Source organism: Paenibacillus diazotrophicus (genome assembly GCF_042610465.1).
The window spans coordinates 302686-321026 of record NZ_JBGJZN010000002.1; the positions used below are offsets into that span (position 1 = coordinate 302686).

The 18341-nt window shown below is 49.8% G+C and carries 20 protein-coding genes and 3 tRNA genes; 18 read left to right on the forward strand and 5 right to left on the reverse strand.

What is annotated here, in order from left to right:
• Window positions 1-27 precede the first annotated feature (27 nt).
• The 3 genes from ald to ACAN54_RS12690 all read left to right on the forward strand — a co-directional run bounded on the left by ald (window position 28) and on the right by ACAN54_RS12690 (window position 1495).
• Window positions 28-1164: an alanine dehydrogenase gene (ald, locus tag ACAN54_RS12680; protein WP_379154960.1), complete on the forward strand. Its 1137-nt coding sequence runs from the start codon at window positions 28-30 to the stop codon at window positions 1162-1164.
• Window positions 1165-1334: 170 nt separating this feature from the next.
• Window positions 1335-1409: transfer RNA gene (locus tag ACAN54_RS12685), tRNA-Glu, on the forward strand.
• 3 nt (window positions 1410-1412) lie between these two features.
• Window positions 1413-1495, forward strand: a tRNA-Leu gene (locus tag ACAN54_RS12690).
• A gap of 95 nt (window positions 1496-1590) precedes the next feature.
• Here ACAN54_RS12690 and ACAN54_RS12695 read toward each other — a convergent pair.
• A complete protein-coding gene (locus tag ACAN54_RS12695; RefSeq protein ID WP_379154963.1) occupies window positions 1591-1788 on the reverse strand; it encodes an XRE family transcriptional regulator in 198 nt (65 codons plus the stop codon).
• A gap of 146 nt (window positions 1789-1934) precedes the next feature.
• Here ACAN54_RS12695 and ACAN54_RS12700 point away from each other — a divergent pair, with 146 nt between their 5' ends.
• Together ACAN54_RS12700 and ACAN54_RS12705 are read left to right on the forward strand one after the other, a co-directional pair.
• Window positions 1935-2300, forward strand: a complete 366-nt coding sequence (locus ACAN54_RS12700) for a helix-turn-helix domain-containing protein (RefSeq protein WP_379154966.1) — start codon at window positions 1935-1937, stop codon at window positions 2298-2300.
• Between the two features lie 84 nt (window positions 2301-2384).
• A tRNA-Leu gene (locus ACAN54_RS12705) sits at window positions 2385-2467 on the forward strand.
• Between the two features lie 172 nt (window positions 2468-2639).
• On the opposite strand, the gene ACAN54_RS12710 is transcribed toward ACAN54_RS12705, so the two are convergent.
• A complete protein-coding gene (locus tag ACAN54_RS12710) occupies window positions 2640-3122 on the reverse strand; it encodes a glutathione peroxidase (RefSeq protein WP_379154969.1) in 483 nt (160 codons plus the stop codon).
• Between the two features lie 185 nt (window positions 3123-3307).
• Between ACAN54_RS12710 and ACAN54_RS12715 the strand changes: the two genes are divergently transcribed.
• From ACAN54_RS12715 to ACAN54_RS12725, 3 genes are all read left to right on the forward strand, one after another.
• Window positions 3308-3727 carry an organic hydroperoxide resistance protein gene (locus ACAN54_RS12715; RefSeq protein ID WP_379155872.1) on the forward strand — a complete coding sequence of 140 codons (420 nt, stop codon included), beginning with the start codon at window positions 3308-3310 and terminating at the stop codon, window positions 3725-3727.
• Window positions 3728-4018: 291 nt separating this feature from the next.
• On the forward strand, window positions 4019-4297 hold the full coding sequence (locus ACAN54_RS12720) for a hypothetical protein (protein ID WP_379154971.1): 279 nt from the start codon (window positions 4019-4021) through the stop codon (window positions 4295-4297).
• A gap of 102 nt (window positions 4298-4399) precedes the next feature.
• Complete coding sequence (locus ACAN54_RS12725; RefSeq protein WP_379154974.1) at window positions 4400-4822, forward strand: thiol-disulfide oxidoreductase DCC family protein; 423 nt, start codon at window positions 4400-4402, stop codon at window positions 4820-4822.
• 84 nt (window positions 4823-4906) lie between these two features.
• Here ACAN54_RS12725 and ACAN54_RS12730 read toward each other — a convergent pair whose 3' ends face one another.
• Window positions 4907-6097 carry a copper amine oxidase N-terminal domain-containing protein gene (locus ACAN54_RS12730; protein ID WP_379154977.1) on the reverse strand — a complete coding sequence of 397 codons (1191 nt, stop codon included), beginning with the start codon at window positions 6095-6097 and terminating at the stop codon, window positions 4907-4909.
• A gap of 274 nt (window positions 6098-6371) precedes the next feature.
• Between ACAN54_RS12730 and ACAN54_RS12735 the strand changes: the two genes are divergently transcribed.
• The 10 genes from ACAN54_RS12735 (at window position 6372) to ACAN54_RS12780 (ending at window position 16848) form a co-directional block, all read left to right on the forward strand.
• Window positions 6372-7541: a CpaE/TadZ family protein gene (locus tag ACAN54_RS12735; protein WP_379154979.1), complete on the forward strand. Its 1170-nt coding sequence runs from the start codon at window positions 6372-6374 to the stop codon at window positions 7539-7541.
• The gene (locus ACAN54_RS12740; protein WP_379154982.1) at window positions 7534-8766 is read left to right on the forward strand and encodes a TadA family conjugal transfer-associated ATPase; all 1233 of its coding nucleotides are present in this window, start codon (window positions 7534-7536) and stop codon (window positions 8764-8766) included. Before ACAN54_RS12735 ends, ACAN54_RS12740 begins: the two co-directional genes overlap by 8 nt.
• Entirely contained in the window at window positions 8763-9560 is a 798-nt protein-coding gene (locus ACAN54_RS12745) for a type II secretion system F family protein (protein WP_379154985.1), read from the forward strand. Before ACAN54_RS12740 ends, ACAN54_RS12745 begins: the two co-directional genes overlap by 4 nt.
• A 14-nt stretch (window positions 9561-9574) precedes the next feature.
• Window positions 9575-10447 (forward strand): type II secretion system F family protein, encoded by an 873-nt coding sequence (locus ACAN54_RS12750; protein ID WP_379154988.1) that lies wholly within the window; start codon window positions 9575-9577, stop codon window positions 10445-10447.
• Window positions 10448-10463: 16 nt separating this feature from the next.
• Window positions 10464-10652: a Flp1 family type IVb pilin gene (locus tag ACAN54_RS12755; protein WP_379154991.1), complete on the forward strand. Its 189-nt coding sequence runs from the start codon at window positions 10464-10466 to the stop codon at window positions 10650-10652.
• Window positions 10649-11311 carry a TadE/TadG family type IV pilus assembly protein gene (locus ACAN54_RS12760; RefSeq protein WP_379154994.1) on the forward strand — a complete coding sequence of 221 codons (663 nt, stop codon included), beginning with the start codon at window positions 10649-10651 and terminating at the stop codon, window positions 11309-11311. Before ACAN54_RS12755 ends, ACAN54_RS12760 begins: the two co-directional genes overlap by 4 nt.
• Window positions 11312-11395: 84 nt before the next feature.
• Window positions 11396-13618 (forward strand): hypothetical protein, encoded by a 2223-nt coding sequence (locus ACAN54_RS12765; protein ID WP_379154997.1) that lies wholly within the window; start codon window positions 11396-11398, stop codon window positions 13616-13618.
• A 16-nt stretch (window positions 13619-13634) separates the two neighbouring features.
• Complete coding sequence (locus tag ACAN54_RS12770; RefSeq protein ID WP_379155000.1) at window positions 13635-14651, forward strand: TadE/TadG family type IV pilus assembly protein; 1017 nt, start codon at window positions 13635-13637, stop codon at window positions 14649-14651.
• Window positions 14651-15160 carry an A24 family peptidase gene (locus ACAN54_RS12775; protein ID WP_379155003.1) on the forward strand — a complete coding sequence of 170 codons (510 nt, stop codon included), beginning with the start codon at window positions 14651-14653 and terminating at the stop codon, window positions 15158-15160. The genes ACAN54_RS12770 and ACAN54_RS12775 overlap by 1 nt, the downstream gene beginning before the upstream one ends.
• Window positions 15161-15177: 17 nt before the next feature.
• A complete protein-coding gene (locus ACAN54_RS12780; RefSeq protein ID WP_379155006.1) occupies window positions 15178-16848 on the forward strand; it encodes a DUF6382 and FHA domain-containing protein in 1671 nt (556 codons plus the stop codon).
• 15 nt (window positions 16849-16863) lie between these two features.
• Here ACAN54_RS12780 and ACAN54_RS12785 read toward each other — a convergent pair whose 3' ends face one another.
• Window positions 16864-17769 (reverse strand): TIGR01777 family oxidoreductase, encoded by a 906-nt coding sequence (locus ACAN54_RS12785; RefSeq protein WP_379155009.1) that lies wholly within the window; start codon window positions 17767-17769, stop codon window positions 16864-16866.
• Window positions 17770-17785: 16 nt separating this feature from the next.
• Window positions 17786-18250: a DUF2621 domain-containing protein gene (locus ACAN54_RS12790; protein WP_379155877.1), complete on the reverse strand. Its 465-nt coding sequence runs from the start codon at window positions 18248-18250 to the stop codon at window positions 17786-17788.
• Window positions 18251-18341: the final 91 nt, after the last annotated feature.

Consider the following 18341-nt stretch of genomic DNA (forward strand, 5'->3'; position numbering starts at 1 on the left):
TTGATCACATCCAAGGAGGCGATAAAAATGATTGTTGGCGTACCCAAAGAAGTCAAGAACAACGAGAATCGTGTTGCAATCACTCCGGCTGGAGTAGAGGCTCTCCGCAGAGCAGGTCATGAAGTGTTCGTTGAACAGTGGGCGGGTTCGGGCAGTGGTTTTGATGATAGTGAGTATCTGAATAAGGGTGCAAGAATCGTGGAGTCCGCGGCTGAAGTGTGGAGCAAGGCAGATATGATTATAAAAGTGAAAGAGCCGCTGCCGGAAGAGTACGGTTATTTCCGCAAGGGTTTGATCTTGTTCACTTATCTGCATCTGGCTCCCGAAGCCGGATTGACCGCAGCCCTAGTGGAGAGCGGGATAACAGCGGTCGGGTATGAGACGATTCAGCTGGAGGATGGCTCTTTGCCGCTGCTCATTCCTATGAGTGAAGTAGCGGGACGGATGGCGGTTCAGATTGGAGCAGGGCTACTGGAGAAACCGCATGGCGGCAAAGGTGTGCTGCTTGGTGGAGTTCCCGGTGTTATACCGGGCGAAGTGGTGATTGTTGGTGGGGGCATCGTCGGTACGAATGCAGCCAAGGTTGCACTTGGGTTGGGAGCAAGAGTTACCGTACTGGATGTGAATGCGAACCGGCTCCGGGCTCTTGATGATATTTTTGGCGGGCGTCTGGTTACTATCATGTCGGATTCTTATCATATTGAACAAGCTGTCCGCAAAGCGGATCTGCTGATTGGCGCAGTACTGATTCCGGGTGCCCGGGCACCCAAGCTGGTAAAAGAGTATATGGTGCAGCAAATGGCGGAAGGTTCAGTCATTGTGGATGTGGCGGTCGATCAGGGCGGCTCGATAGAGACGATTGACCGGATCACAACTCATGAGCATCCGACCTATGTGAAGCACGGGGTTGTTCATTATGCTGTGGCTAATATGCCGGGGGCTGTTGCCCGAACCTCAACGCTGGCACTTACCAATGTGACCATTCCCTATGCCTTGCAGATTGCTAATCTGGGCATTCATGTTGCTGCGTTGAACAATGCTGCCTTAGCCAGAGGGATTAACGTGGCCGCCGGGTATGTGACCAATCAGGCCGTAGCGCAAAGTCTAGGCTATGAAGCCGCTAATGGCATAGAGGTGCTGGCTACTGCCGGAGGACGAATCTAAGTGCAGATGCTCGAACGGATATCTTTGGGATGGGATTTGAAAATAGCGGGGAGGATGGATTGCAGACGGATGCAGGTCCCCGCTATTGGATGCAAAAAAACTTCTTGTCAAAATCCGTTCTGTTTGATATACTCATTTTTGTTGTGACAAACACATAAGTTATCAATCATGGCTCGTTGGTCAAGGGGTTAAGACACCTCCCTTTCACGGAGGTAACATGGGTTCGAATCCCATACGAGTCACCATATGCGGTAGTGGTGGAATGGCAGACACGCTATCTTGAGGGGGTAGTGGGTGTATACCCGTGGAGGTTCGAGTCCTCTCTACCGCATACAGTCACAATAGACCGCTCCTGAATCAGGTATTACATCTGATGAGGAGCGGTTTTTTTGTATAGGAACAGGTTAGTCAAACGGAAGGAAACAGCTAAGATGGAGGCAAGCCCAAAAGCTCCGAAATCTGACGCCGGTAGCGTTCAGCTCTGCGGGAGCCGTGGATCAGGTTGGACAGGCGATAAGGCGGAATGTCATAGATCTCGCAGAACTTTTTCTGGTCCAGGTGCAGCTCTGTCAGGCGCTGTTTGATTGCCCAGCCGTATGGGGTTATGGGACGTTTACTGTTCAAAAGGATCTCACCTCTTATCGACTATCCAGCCGTATGATATAATGGGAGAAGAAATAATAATAGTTAATTATATACTTTTTTACGTCATTTTACAATATTAATTACGCAAATAAGTGTGTCCAAATATAGTGGAAGGCGGTTGGCATATGCAGTCCATCTACGACCGAATTGAATACTTGATTAAGCAGAAGGGGATCACCAAGAAATCATTCTGTGAACAGTTGAATATTAGTACTGGGAATATGGGGGATTGGAAAAGAGGGAAGTCAACACCCGGGACGCATAAGCTCATCGAGATTGGGGCTTTTTTTCATGTGAGTCTGGATTGGCTGATCTTAGGCAATAAATCACCAGAAATGGTGCGTGAAGGTTCGGAGGAGTATTTTTTTGGACAAATGCGGCAATTGAATTGCCAAAGTAATGATCTGTTGCCTGAAGAGCAGAACTTCATTAAGGAATATATCGCCTTCACCCAATATCGCAAGCAAAAGGAAATGGGAGAAAATTCCTAATAACGGTACCTTTACTTTTCGTAATAATCGATTTATAATATTGAATGTTGGCCTCAAACAATGCTTTACCGTTTTATTCACCGCGCGGTAGTGGTGGAATGGCAGACACGCTATCTTGAGGGGGTAGTGGGTGTATACCCGTGGAGGTTCGAGTCCTCTCTACCGCATAACATTGCATAATGCAGCAAAGCCCTTCGTGAGAAGGGCTTTTTTGTATTATATTGGGCATTACACCACTAGCTCTTATTTAAAGAAAAGTACATAGTCCGCATAAAAAAAGAGACTTTTTCTCACAGGCATTCCGTCCTGAATGAAGAGTCTCTTTCGTTTATGAGGTGATTAATTTCCAAGCAGCTTGGCGATATCCGCTTCAATCTGATCTGGCGTAGTCTGCGGTGCGAACCGCTTGAGTACCCGGCCCTCTTGGTCAACCAGGAACTTGGTGAAATTCCATTTGATGCTCTTCGAGCCCAGTATGCCTGGTGCTTCCTTGGTGAGGTATTTGAACAACGGATGAGCTTTGTCGCCTTTGACGTCAATCTTTTCATACATTGGGAAGGTTACACCATAATTGATCTCGCAGAACTCTGCGATATCTTCGCTTCCGCCCGGCTCCTGCTCGTTGAACTGATTGCTCGGGAAGCCAAGCACTTCAAACCCGCGGTCTTTGAATTTATCGTACATTTCCTGGAGACCTTTATACTGGGGAGTAAGTCCGCACTTACTGGCTGTATTGACGACGAGGAGCACTTTGCCTTTGTACTTGGATAGGGATTCTTCCTGGCCTCGCAGGGTGTTCGCTTCAAACTCATAAATACTCATGGATAATTCCTCCCGAAAATGATTTATCACAATTCAATTGTACACTATTTATTGAAAGAAGCAAGCCGAATGGAGGTGACAATAATATATATTCGTTTCAAATGGTGTCCGTTGTTTAAGTTAACAGTATGCATACGTAAAAAATCGGCTTGAAAAGGAGCGATTGGACGATGACAGCATTAAAAATGAAGGCTTTATACACTGCTTCAGCTACAGTACGGGGCGGACGTGAGGGTTCAGTAGAATCCTCGGATGGTGCACTCAAGCATGATCTGAAAATGCCGAAGGAACTGGGTGGACCAGGGGGCATGGGTACCAATCCGGAGCAGTTGTTCGCTGCTGGCTATGGGGCGTGTTATGAAAGTGCGCTGGCGAATATTGCCCGTAAAGAGGGTGTGAAGCTTCAGGATGTAGTTGTGACTTCCAATGTGCTGATCGGCAAGGATGAGAGCGATGGAGGCTTCAAACTGGCGGTAAGATTGGATGTGAGCATGCCCGGCATTGAACGTGAAAAGGCCGAAGACCTGGCCGAGAAGGCGCATGCATTCTGCCCTTATTCCAAAGCAACCCGCGGCAATATTGAGGTTGAACTTAACGTGTTGTAACCATTGTAAGAGGCGGAATTGCAACATTAACTGGATATCGTGTGTATCTAATATGAACCGGACAGGGATGTCCGGTTTTTTGACGCTGACTCTATATATCATGGGATATCCAAGTGGTTATCTGGAAATAATGTCTAAATGGAGTCGGTAAAATCAGGCAAACGTATAAATGCCAGTCCAGTGAGTCAGCTTTGGTTGACATCAACCCTAAAATTCTTTAATATGTCTAAGTATCTGTTAATGTCGCGTGTACTATTTAACTACCAAAAATTTAAATAATGGGTGATGAAGATGTCTTACAGACCGAATATTACGAATGTGACCAAAGCCAGCAGCAACGATAAGGAAGGATTGTACGAGTTCATTATCAAGCTTGCTGATGGAACGGAGTGCCGCGCGTTCTACAATCGGTTTCCGGAATGGAAAATGACGAACATCAGCCGCCTGCTTAAGACACCATGTCCGGTATGCCGCAAAGACTTCATCTGTAAATGCATGGAGGCTTTCACAGCTGATTTCGAAGGGCAAATGATCGGGGACGAATGGATCGACAAGGCAATCGCAGAATAACTTAAACGGACGGATTATGACGGCGCGGGAGCTTATCCCGCGTTTTTGTTTTTTTCAGGATATCGCATAGTGTATACTTTCCTGAGAGAAGGAGGGAGCAACATGGAGAAAGAGCAAGCTGCTGCCATGGAAGACAAGTCTATTGTGCTGATCGACGGGGTCTGCCATCTGTGTCAGGGTGTAGTCCGCTTTATTATTCCGCGCGATCCCAAGGGCAGGTTTCTGTTTGCCCCTTTACAGAGCGAAATTTCTCGTGAGTTGATGCAAGACAGCGGTCTTGTGCCGGGGCAGTTGAACACAGTAGTCCTGCTGGAGGATGGGATCTTCTATACGGAATCGGCTGCTGTGCTGCGGATTGCCCGGAGACTGCGTTTTCCATGGCCGGCTGCTTATCTGCTCATTGCTGTCCCCCGGCCGCTGCGCAATGCCCTGTACAGATTGGTAGCCAGGAACCGTTACCGCTGGTTCGGCAGGGACGAGCAGTGCCTGGTGCCGACGCCGGAGATCCGGCAACGGTTTCTGTGAGAGGTTATGAAGAAAAAAACGCAGCAGATGCTCCCGGCAGGAGGAGTCTGCTGCGTTTTTTATATCAGGAAATATTAAATTAGTCTACTTGGTCAGCGGCTCCATCTTGAGATTGTAAGTCTCAACCAGCTTCCATTTGCCATCTGCTGATTTCTTGAGGGTTGTCACGGTTTCAGCCCGGAAGTCGGTGAACTGCGGACCCTTCAGCTTTTTGGAGGTTAGAACAGCATAGATGGCGGCCTCGTTATTATTGTAATAAATGATTTTGGAAGACTCTACAGCAGACTCCAAGTCATAAGCGGCGAAAAGCTGTTTATAGGTCTGTTCGCTCTCTTCATAGGCTGGAGAGGATTCGTCTATTGTAGACATTAATCCGCTGAGATCTTCTTTGTTGGAGTAATCTGTATTGGCCTGCAGCACAGCTTTTATCTGATCTTCATCAGCAGCGGGAGCAGATGTTTTGGCTTCTAGGATTCCGTCAGGCAGGGAATATTGGATCGCCTTAATCTGCACATTGTTGATCAGCCAGTCGGAACTGCCAGTATTTTTGGAAAGTGAATAAATGTACTCTGAGGTGCTGTCAGGTGTAAAGGCTCCGCTGTTTCTAACGGCTGTTTCCACTACGTCCACTGTCGCTTCCTTCGCCTGAACATCGATAATGTCCATTGAGACAATCGCTGTTGTTGTATTCGTTGCTATCATCTGCTCCTTGAGTGCAGGGGCGGCTGCGGCAAGTGCCGACTTCGGATCAATCAGACTCAGGAATCCCTCAAAATCATTTTTGTTGGAATAGCTGACGTATTTATCAAAAAGCTCCGAGATTCCCTTTGTCACGGCACTGCTCTGATTGCTTTTGATTTCTACGGTATTTGCTTTGGCGTTCCAGGTGACACTGTTGCCTGTCGCTTCGCCTACGAAACGGAGAGGGATATAGGTGACATTGTTGATCATTTTGGGTGCAGTAGTAAGTTGCTTCACCGTTCCGTTCACACTTGCTTTTTTGCTGCCAAGCTGCAGAATGATCGTCAGGCCCTCTTTTGAGGCAGTAATCGTGCTTGTCTTAGCATCCCATACCAGGGTGAGTCCCAGCTTCGCAAAAATAGGGCGCATGGGAACGAGGATGGCATCATGGTCTTTGACTGGTGCACTGGTGCTTAGATTCAGCTTTTGCTGATCGATGGTTACGGTGATAGGTTGGTCTGCCGCCGCTGCTGCAGATACGGTGATGGCACCGGATAAGGCCAGAACTGCAAGAAAACCGGGTACGAGCTTCATGTTTTGGTAATCCCCTTTGTTATGATTTGTGTTAGATAAATTATGAGCTTATGTATTATACATGGGGACGGGGGATTTGAGAATATCCAGTACTGGATATGGGAGTTCATGGGATTTTGGAGTAATGGAAAAAAAGCTATTGCTGTGCTCTTATATATATGCTACTATTGCTGTAAATTATAGGAATAGTAACGGAAGCACCGTTCAATGACCGTATCCCACGGTTATTGGCGGTGCTTTTTTTGCGTCTTTATACAGAAAGGAGAGTGGAAGCATGGCGGCAAGAATCGTGCTCGCAGTCCGGGAGAGCCAGTACATTGAGCCATTATTGCACTATATTCACCATAGTGAATATGGAGGGATGCTGCGGATCAGCGCTTTCAGCCGGCCTGATACGTTTATGGAATTCATGAACGGAGAGGAGGTGCCGGATGCTGTGGTTGCCGATCCTTCATTTATCGAGGCCTGGCTGGTGGAGGGGAAGAATACCGTTCCGTGGGCGGTTCTCAGCGATACAGGGGACGTCCGCGGCAAACCTTCCGGAAATCTGGCGGGTGGGCAGGTGATTGCAAAGTATCAATCGCTTCCTTCTTTGCTGGACTCTATTCTCCAGTTGTGTGATGTGAAGCGCAGCAGAATGGCATCTATCCCCAAGGAGGAGACGCTGCTGATTGGGGTTCTTTCCGCCAGTGGCAGCAGCGGCAAAACGACGCTTGCCCTCAACTTGGCCAAGCAGCTTGGAGGGCTGGGATTGTCTGTTTTTTATCTGAATCTGGAGAGTGTGGATAGCAGCGGATTGTATCTGCGTATGCCGGATGGAAATGCCCCCGGTCTGGAGCGGCTGCTCTACGAACTGAAGTCGAATGAAGGGGAAGGGGGTCAAGTAAAGGCAGAGCTGGAGCTTGAAAGGTACGTAATCCGGCACGAGAGTCTAAGGAGTGAAGCCTTCAGACCTGTGGAGAATCTTAAGGAAAAGCTGCAAATGACACGCAAGGATACGCTGGATGTGCTGGAACAGCTGTCCGGGTCAGGGCGCTATGATGTTGTCATTGTTGATACGGGAGCCCTTGAAGAGGAGCAAACCCAGGCAGTCCTCCACAGATGCGGACTTCTGCTCTGGGTAGTGACGGGATCTAAGACCAGTCAGCATAAGACTGCGGGGTGGCTGAAGCACTGCAGTAATCCACACGCTGGAATTCTGCAGGAGGTTGCTGCCAAAAGCAGGTTTGTCATGAACCTTGCAGCTGATGCGCATAACGCAGGGATTCTTCCTGAAGGGGTACAGATGGATACTGTGCTTCCTTATATTCCATCCTGGAGTATGCAGCACCATGGGGAGCTGTGTCTCAATTCCCCACAATTCACGGCGGGTGTGCAGCAGCTATGCTCAGGAGTCATTGAACCGGCACTGCCGCATGTCTTTACCGGGAATGTATATGAATGAGGAAATGTTCAGGTCGCTGCGCAGTGAGATTCGTTCCGGACTGGATCTGACTTCTGCTGTAGGCAACCGTGAGCTTACGGCGTATATAGAGCGGATAATTCTTGCGCGGGATAGCCTGCGGTATTTGACGGCACAAGAGAAACATGCCCTGGTCAAGAAGCTGTTTGATTCCTTCCGGGGGCTGGATGTACTGCAGCCGCTGGTGGATAATCCGGCTATCACCGAGATCATGATTAACAGTCACGATGAAATCTTCGTAGAGGAGGAGGGACAGATCCGGCGCCTGCCGCTGGCTTTTGAGTCCAGAAGCCGGCTCGAGGATATTATCCAGTCTGTGGTATCGGGTGTGAACCGGGTGGTTAATGATTCCTCACCAATTGTTGATGCGCGGCTGAAGGATGGTTCCCGTGTCAATATCGTTCTGCCGCCGGTAGCTCTCAAGGGACCGGCGATGACCATTCGTAAGTTTCCCGAAACTCCGATGACAATGAACGAGCTGATCCGCCGGGAAGCCATAAGCGCGGAAGCAGCGGAAATGCTGCAGATGCTTGTGGTGGCCAAATACAATATTTTTATCAGCGGCGGCACAGGGTCGGGTAAAACTACTTTTCTGAATGCTTTGTCACAATTCATTCCGCCGCAGGAACGCGTGATCACTATAGAGGATTCAGCGGAGCTGCAGATCGTGACCGTACCGAATCTCGTCTCACTGGAGACAAGAAACGCCAATACGGAGGGACGCGGCGAGATCACCATCCGTGATCTGATTCGCTCCTCGCTGCGGATGCGGCCCAACCGCATTGTAGTCGGCGAGGTTCGGGGAGCAGAATGCCTCGATATGCTGCAGGCGATGAATACAGGCCATGATGGCAGCTTATCTACTGGCCACTCTAACAGTGCGCAAGATATGCTCAGCCGTCTGGAAACGATGGTACTTAGTGCAGCCGATTTGCCAGTGTCGGTTGTCCGGCAGCAGATTGGCTCCGCAATTGATATCTTCGTGCATCTATCGCGTCTGCGTGACCGATCACGCCGGGTGATGGAGATCTGTGAGGTTACGGGGGTCCGGGAAGGAGAGGTGATCCTGAGCCCGCTATATGAATTCCGTGAAACAGGGGAGAAGAACGGGCGGGTACAAGGGGGACTAATTCCCAGCGGGAATCCGATGCTGCATACCGCTAAGCTCAGAATGGCTGGAATTTACAAGAAGGAGAAAGCACTTTGATCTCATTCAAAAACAAGCCGAAAAGAATACGTGATACCAGAGCGAAGGCACAACTGCCCGATTATACAGTGTACATATTAACTTCTATGCAAAAAATTATGGCGAGGCTGGCTGGCGGAACGCTGCTATGGGCGACCGGGTATCTTTTTTATCACAATGTGCTGTTGTCACTGCTGCTGGTGCCGGGCGGGGCTTATGCTCCGCGGCTGCTACGAGAGTACCTGCACCGGCGGCGCCGTGCTGCACTCAATCTGCAATTTAAGCAAATGCTGTTCTCGCTTTCTTCTTCCCTGTCCGCCGGCCGCTCGGTTGAGAATGCATTTCGTGAAGCAGTGCAGGACCTGCTCATGCTTGACCCGGAAGGGGGCGGCGATATGATCTTTGAGCTCAACATCATCTGTACACGCATGGAGTACGGGCAGCCGGTAGAAGAAGCGCTGAATGACTTTAGCAAACGGGCCGGCATGGAAGATGTTGAGCGGTTCGCGGATGTATTCTCTGTCTGTAAGCGTACTGGGGGTGACCTGGTAGAGATCGTGAGGCGCACTTCAACCATCATCGGCGAGAAGCTGGATATTCAGCAGGATATTGCCGTCAGTATCGCCCAGAAGAAATTTGAGGCCAAGGCCCTATTGGTTTCGCCGCTCATTATGGTGATTTTCATGAGTCTTACAGCAGGAGATTATATGGAGCCTATGTATACAGGTGCAGGGATAGCCATTTCTACGCTAGCTCTCGGGGTGCTGTTCTTATGTTATCTGTGGACTTCCAAAATCATGAATATTCCCCTGTAAAGGAGGTGAAATAAATGATTTGGCTAAGCGGCGCCGTCATGCTGTTATTGACACTTGGATGGGGCCTGCTCCGCCTGAAATGCGGCAACCGCTACGCGGGACTACGTGCCATTCCCATGGAAGGGCTGCGGCTGCGGCGGCTTGGTGAACCGTTCCTTTGGCTGATCGACAGATGGAAGCTTGGAAGTCATGCTCCAACTGTCATGTTCCGCATACAGCGTTCACTTCAGCGGACCTACGGAAACCGTTACAGTGCGGAGCGCACACTGCTTTTTATGGGAGAGATGATCACTTATAGTTGGCTGTTTCTGACAGCTGGATGTGCGTATACGCTATTTAGCGGGGAGACAACCGGAGTGGCACTAGGTGGGGTACTGGCGGTTATATTACCGGTTGCCCAGGTTAGTGACCTGCATAAGAAGGTTCGGCTCCGGGAACAGAATATCATGCTTGAGCTTCCGGAACTTCTGAACAGCATAGTGCTTCTGGTGGGTGCAGGAGAGACGGTGCAGCGGGCAATCATCCGTTGTGTGGAAAGCCGCAGAGGAGATATGACACACCCGCTCTATAAGGAGTTATACAAAATGACTGATGAGTGGGACAGTGGCTATTCGTTTCAGCAGGCTTTTGAGAATTTCAGTAAACGCTGTGCGGTGCAGGAAGTCTCGTTATTCACTACCACGGTACTGCTTAATTACCGCAGGGGCGGAGCTGATTTTGTCCTGTCGCTGCGTGATCTCTCGCGGATACTCTGGGAGAAACGGAAATCTATCAGCCGGACACGTGGGGAGCAGGCTTCATCGAAACTGGTTTTTCCAATGGTGGTTATCTTTCTGATTGTTATTGTGCTGGTGGGAACACCGGCGTTCATGATGCTCAAAATGTAAAAGGAGGAAGCTGATGATGAGTTCAATGATGGTGAAGGCTGCAAAGAGCTTTTGGAAGGATGAGGAAGGGCTGGGTACATTGGAGATGATTATGATCATCGCTGTGTTGATTGCGGTAGTGCTTCTTTTTAAGGACAAAATACAGGACGTAGTTGAAGCTTTGATTAAAACAGCCGGTGAAAAGAGCCAGGAAGTTTTCGAGTGAGCACACTCCGGAAAGACGAGGGCAGCTTTACGATTGAAGCCTCTCTACTGCTGCCGATTATTATGTGCATCACCATGCTGCTGCTGTTCTTCTGCTTGTACAGCTACCAGAAGTCGATGCTGCTGCAGGTAGCTTCGGCCGCTACGGAACGTGCCGCCTACAATTGGGATAACAGCCGCAAAGAAACCAAAGGTTCTTACGCTATTGGCGAATACGACTCTCTCTATTGGCGCATTGGAGACGATGATCTGCTCTCCTCTTTGTTCGGTATCGATGCACCAAATGGTGGAGCATCGATTACGCTGCCTGCAGCCGGGGAAGAGGGTGCACTGCCTGTGGTCAAGCTAACGCATGCATCTGCTATGATTCCGGCAAATATGCCAGGAGAGATGAACTATGCTTATAGCCTTACGGGACGTAAAGTCAGCGCAGAGCTGAAGCGGATGCTGAATTTGCCTGTGCTGGATGAGATTCTGTCAGATAAGGCAGTGCCGGTGGTGCAGGCCCGTTCCGTGGTTGCCGAACCTGTAGAGTTCATTCGGACCATTGATCTTATGCGTTACTATGGGGCCAAATTTAAGGGTAATACGGAAAACGCTAAGTCAGGGACAGGCATGGATAGGAAAAATGCTGCCGTCATGCTGAACAAGCTGCATTGAACACGAGGATCCGTATTGAAATACAGGGATCCATTATCAATGGCTGGGAGCAGCAACAGCGGCAAGGAAGGAGGAGAAGATGGATTGAAGAAGGTCGTAGGGCGTATGTTCAGGAAATCTGAAGGTTCAGTCTCTATCTTTTTAATTATGGTGCTGGCATTTGTCTTTTTGTTTACCGCTGTACTGATCGACTATGCGCGCATTGCCGCTGTAAATGTGCAGGAAGAGCGTTTGGCCAGGGCTGCAGTCCGCTCAGTCATGTCTTCTTATGATATCGAACTGAAAGATAAGTACGGATTGTTTGCCTATGGCGGCAACGATGGTGATCAGCTTTTGGCCAGTGTGCTGAATGATAATCTGTATGAGAGCGGACGGGGCGATTCTTTTAATCTGCTGCCTTTGGGTCTGGATTCCTCCTCCTTTAGCTGGAGCCGTCCGCTTGGAAGCTATGACATCTTCCGCCGTCAGATTGTGGAAGAGATGAAATACAAGGCACCGATTGATTTTGCCCTGGAGCTGGCCGGCAAGTTCAAGCCCATGTCGGCGGCCATGGGCGAAGCTTCACGGACAACCAAAGTACTCGGCAAGCTGCAGCCGTTGTACGATGAGCGTGAGGAAGCATTGGATCAGATGATGAAATTGCGGAAGCAGGCAGGGGAGAGTGGACAAGCACTACAGGAGCTTATCATGAATCCGCCTGGTGGAAGTATCTTGCCTGCTCCCATAGGCAACATTGGCACTGCAGCAGATATTCCAGCTATGTACGGAGACTATGTAGATAAATATAATGCCGATTTGTATCGTGAAGAGAAGAAGCCTGCACGATACCAGGGGCTTTTGGCGTCATATCTACAGCAATCCAGTCAACTGCTTGCCCGCTTTTCCGGTACACAGGCTGCTTATCAGGCGAAACAGGTACGTTATTTAGAGGAAGCGGCAGCCGCACTGGATCGGGTGAAAACTCTGAATGGTGAAATGAATAGCCTGCTTGAGCAGTCCCGGAACAGTGGGCCGGATTCTGCTCAGGACTCAGCACGTGACTGGGATATCCCGGACACTTCTGCTGAATTAAGTGCAGATCCTATTAAAAAGCTGCGGGAGCAGGAGGATTCGCTTATCCTCAAGGCAAGTGAGATCAGCACGATGGATAACAGCTTGTCGGCACAGCGGGCGGCTTCGCAGACTGTGGTAGAGAAGGCGGCCCTTATACCAGGCAGCTTGAGCTCAGCTTCTGGACTGAATGCCGATATTTCCAGTATGAACGCCAGTATTCTCAACGCTTCAGAAGCGGTAAGCAATTATATAGGCAATTATGGAAACGCGGGGACGCTCATTGCTGGTGAAAGTGCTCAAATTGAAGCCCATCGCACCTATGATGCTCAGCGCAAGCAGGTAGAGCAGGAAGCGAAAGGCAAGCTTAGCGATGCGATGAAGCTGCTGGACCAGATCCGCGGGCTTGGCGCGAGTGCCGGCGAAGCTATGAAGCGGTACCAGAGTCTGCATGAGTATTACAATGATAATATTGCTTTCAACTCGGGAGTTGACCAGGGAACAGAGATAGGAATGTCCGATCAGAATCCCTATACTGCCGGGAGCACCGCGATGGTCAAAGTGGACAGTCTCTACAGTGCAATGGGCAATATGATGGAAGGGGCCAGGGACAGACTGTTTCAGACAGAGTATTCAGCGATGTATTTTCCTCCCTTTGATATTTCCCGGCTGGCTGGTCTGGCTTCAAGCTCTATAGATGAAGGCACAGGTATGCTGGCGGATCAGCTTGATCCAAATGCCCAGGAGCTGGAGTATATTCTGTATGGATTTTATAATCCTGCGGGGAATATAGCGGCGGCTTACGGAGAGATTTTTGCAGTACGGCTGGCTATACGTACTATGGAGGGATTCACAGAATGCGCCGGACTTGCCAATCCCTTGCTTATATTGGCTTCAGCACTTCTGTACGGAGTTGAGCAGGCTGTACAGGATATGCTGATGTTATGCACGAATGGTGAAATTCCATTGTCCAAATACATACCCGTCAAACTGAGCTACCGGGACTACCTGCGTTTGTTTCTGGTACTGCATGGAGGCGGTGATGTTCAATTGTCGCGTATGCTCGCCTTAATCCGGCTGAATACCGGAAGTAATCCGGATGAGAAATTCACATACACAGCAGCAAATATCAAAATGGCTATGCCGTTATGGTTTTTGCCGGGAGTGGTGAAGCTGCTGGACTATAGCGCAGGTCTTCCCGGTGAAGTGAAGGGCAAATTATATTTCCGGAATGTGCAGGCTGATTTTTCTTACTAGCGGGAGGTTGAACCAGGTGGGATATAGGAATCGGAGACAAGAAAATCCGGGAACTGAAGGCAGTATGGTAGTTGAAGCCGCAATGGTCCTGCCTATGTTTCTGCTCTTTGTTCTGTTCCTGATCTTCATCGTGCAAATGACCTTATATTCGACGGCTCTGCAGAGCACTGCTTCAGATACAGTTAAGGTAATCTCGACTCATATGTACCCTGCTGCATTGGCAGCGCAGAAATGGGGGGAGAAAGGAGATACTGTCAGCGGGTCTGATGAATCAGGAGAGGTTCCGGGTGATGCCGCATCACCGGATAAATGGAGCGTCCCGCGGCTCTCGCTTGAAGAGTGGAGTGACAGCTATGTGGCTGATCTGCCGCAGCCCATAGCGGATTGGGTCAGCACTGCCGTGAAGCGGGGCGAGGAACCTTTGCAGGAATTGCAGGCAGAGGCATCTGAAGCAGCGCTAGATCTGGCGCTCAAGCCTGTAATAAAGCCTTATCTTTCAACGGACTGGCTGGATTATGACCGCATACATGTTTCGAATGTGATTGTTCCGGACCTGAAGACGGGGGAGAAGCCATACTTTGGACTCGTTATGAGCTATGCGCTGCCGATGAAGGTTCCTTTTCTGAATCAGCGCATTGTGCTTGAGGCCAGTGCGGTGGAACGGTTGTGGATAGGGAATGTAGATGCGGTAGGGAATGAAGGCAGCGCAGAAGGTGAAGAAGAGCATAGTAACATTGTGATTCTGGAGAAACCCAATCCTGGAATAGCGAATCACCAGGGCAGGATTCGGGTCAAGATTCCGCCAAATGCTTCTGCGAGCTTGTCTATCTTCTATAAAAGCGGCCAGAGTACCGCTAAATATCTGGGGTCGAAGCAGGCGGATGAGAACGGATATCTCGAGTGGGAATGGAAAATCGGGGTCAACACAACACCGGGAACCTGGCCTTTTGTTATTCAACTGGAGGATGGAACCTCTCTGGAGGCGACTTTTACTGTGGTGAAAAGAAATCAAGTGGAAGAAGGGAAAGGATAATGACGGTATGGGCATTCTGGGGCTGCCTGCCATTCCTAACAATAGCACTCCTTATGGATATCCGTTTCATGAGAATACCGAACTGGATTACGCTTCCGCTGCTGATTGCCGGATTGATTGCACAAGGAGTGATTGCCGGACGTCACGGAATTCTAATGTCTATATGCGGTGCAGGTACAGGGTTGTTACTGCTGCTGATCATGCATCTCTTGGGGGCAGTTGGTGCCGGGGACGTAAAGCTTTTTGCAGGGATTGGTGCCTGGACTGGAATATTATTTACGCTGCAGGTCACTGTATATTCTGTGTTGTTCGGCGCAGTGATTGGTTGGATCATCGTCCTCGCCAGGCGAGAAACGGGGAGCCGTGTAAGGGGAATGATCAGCAGAAGTGCCGGGTTTCTCATGCTCCGGGATTCCCGGATATTGAAGATAGGCAGCAAGGAAGCGTTGAAATTCCCTTTTATGCTGGCGGTTATGCCAGGCTTCATCTGCGCTTATTTGTACTTATAATGAAGAGGTGAGGGGTATTGTTTGGATTAAGCCGTGATTTTGTACAGCAGGATGGCATCTCGATGCTGCTCAGCAAGCCCGGGGGTCTGAAGCCGGTTGAGCTCAACATGGTTCAGGCCCAGATGCTGATGAATTCCGGAATTCCCCAACATCTGCGGCTGCAGCTCAGGGAAATAGATTTGGAGGTAACGTTGGAATATTCGCTGTCCCGCAGGAAAATGCTCAGTCATCTACTGAAGGGTGAGAAGCTCGGCATGACTGATTTTTTTGGACTGCTGCTGCAGATTGCGTCAGGGATGGAGGAAGGGCGACTGTACATGCTGCAGGCAGAGCAGTATGCGCTGCATGAGGACTATATTTTTATCGATGGTCCCCTGCAAGGCGGCAAAGTATACCTCACTTACCTACCTATCCAATCGGCAGACGTTTCGGTAAATACAGGGAGTGTGCTAAAAACATTGATTATGGCGCTTATGGCGTCTGTCAGAGAGCTGTCTGGTGACGGGGTTCAGAGGCTGCTGCAATATTGTGGGGAAGAGGGTTTCACTCCGGGGAGGCTAAAGGAGTTGCTGGCTGGGCTGTTGACAGAAGGTGAAGGGACACAATGGCATACGGATACTGCCAGACCCACATCAAATACCCGTGTGCCTGATGTGCATGTACCTGCTGCAGAACGGAGTATACAGGGAAGAAGCAGCGCGGTGTCTGGCATTGCTCCCGTTGGTGATGAGCTGCGCAGGCCGGATCTGAGCTTCGGAAATGTGGCTGGAGAATCCCCCAAGCCGGCTTCAGGGCTGAGCGGTTATCCGCGGCTTAAGCTCAAAGAGGAACAGCTGCAGCTGCAGCCGGATGATAGAGATCTTGAGAGTGATGCAGCTTCTGATTCCTCTGCCTACAGAACCTATGCGATGCTGAGCGGTGTTTTGGCTGATGCGGTTCTGTGGAAGTTTCTATATTTGAATCATCCCAAACCGCTTTGGATGGCCATCTGTGTACTAATGACATTCCTATTAGGTATATTCTGCTGGCTGGTGTGGAGTGGAAGACTGATTTTGGGTGGTTCGAAGGAAGAAGAAGGGGGAGAGAACGAAATTACGGCTAAGGGCTGGAGGAATTCAAAAGAGTTGGAATGGGATTTTGGCCGAAGCACTGTAGTTCCTCTCAATGGATCTGCTGCTCCAGGGATACCCTTGCCGGCACGGAAAATGGATACGGCTACCCACACTGACCTTCAAAATACAGTGATGAAAGCCGAATTGCCTGAACGTAGTCTAATCCAACCACCTATTCCAAAGCCTGCATTGTTTGTAGAGGCTACAGCACTGCTGCAGCATGAGCATCCCTCTAAAAAGGAACAGGAGCAGGAAGGAAGGCTGCGGGGAGCGCCCTATCTTGAAAGAATTCAGGAAAATGCAGGCGGAATTCCTGAGAAAATCGAACTGAACCGTCCCAGCTTTCTTATTGGCCGGTCTCCTGATGTAGCCCAATATGTAGAGAAATCCGAGGGGGTCTCGAGAGTGCATGCAGAGATTTCCAAGAGCGCGGGGGGGTACATCCTGAAGGATCTGGATTCCAGAAACGGAACAATGTTTCAAGGAGAGGCCATGATCCCCTACAAGGAGTATCCGCTGACTGAGGGAGCAATGTTTACAATAGTTAAAGGTTGCTACACCTTCCGGTCCGCTTGAGAGGGGAGCAGACGTTTATTCCGATTTCAGATGTTCCAATGAAGATTGCAAGGCAGGGTAAGTAAAAACAAATCCGTGTTCCAAGGCTTTGGCAGGGAGTACCTTCTGCCCTTCCAGTAAGATTTCCGACAGCTCGCCGACGGCAGTCTTCAGCAGAAATGCCGGGATGGGGAACCAGTGCGGACGATGGTAAACCTTGCCGATCATTTTGCCAAATGCCTCATTGGTAACAGGGTGCGGGGCAGTGGCATTAACAGGACCTTCAATTCCGGGAGTTTGAACGCAGAAATCGATCAGCCGGACAATATCTGTGAGATCAATCCAGGATAGCCACTGCTGTCCGCTGCCGATTTTACCTCCAAAGCCGAGCATGTAGGGCAGCTTCATTTTGGGGAAAGCGCCGCTTTCGTTACCCAGCACTACTCCTGTGCGCAGCTTGACCACTCTTACGTTCTTATAAGCTTCGTCCGCAGCCGCTTCCCAAGCCTTAACAACCTCGGACGGAAAGTCCATGACATGGGCTGGTGAGTTCTCGTCATACGTATCCTGCAGTGATGTGCCATAGATAGCTACTGCTGAAGATTGGATAACCACTTTAGGCTTATTTTGCAGAGCATTCAACAGTTTGGCTACCGCTGAAACGGTTTCAAGACGTGACTGCATAATGGCCTTCTTGCCGCTTGGACTCCAGCGCTGACTGAGCGAGGAACCGGCAAGATTGACTAGAGCATCTGCACCTTCAGCTAGCTCCGGATTTGAGGTCAGATTGTTCCAGGTGAGGAAGCTAAGGCCTGGATGGGCAGCGGTTTGGGATTCAGGCTTTTTGCGGCCGACAACGATGATCTGATGCCCGGCCTGCAGCCAGTATTCAGTAAGCTCGCGTCCGATAAATCCGCTGCCGCCGCAGATTACGTATTTCATACAATCGCTCCTTCGATTACTTGATCAGATGCTGGTAAGGAGAGTAGTCAATGCCGTTCTTTTCAAGGAAGCTGATGAGAAAACGGTTGTCGCGCCGTGGTGTAGCTACTATATAACCTCTGATACAATGCTCGCGTGTGACTTCCGGCGCCTGACTCTCCACAGCGATCCTGCCAATCTCGGCAGCTATGGAGTGCTTGGCGATATCGCGGAAGGGACCCGGCACAGGCTGGACAAGCTGATCCAGGAAAGCCTTCATTTCGTCGCTCCACAGAGGACGGCTGCGCTCGACCCAATAATTTTGCCAGTCCAACTTAGATTTGCCATCGGCTTTGGGCAATACTTTGAGGAATTTGCGGAACATGAAATAGCCGCCGATGCACATGCAGCCCAGCAGCAAAAAAGTCCAAAATGCGATGGAGTTCATAAACCAATTGCTTGGTGCTGCGGATAACAAGCTTAAGCCTGATTTAAATGACATGGTTACACCGCCTTTGACAATGATGATTGTCACAAACTTCATTCTCATTTAAAGTATAGCGTATTTCCATAGTTTTGCGAAGCGGAAGCAG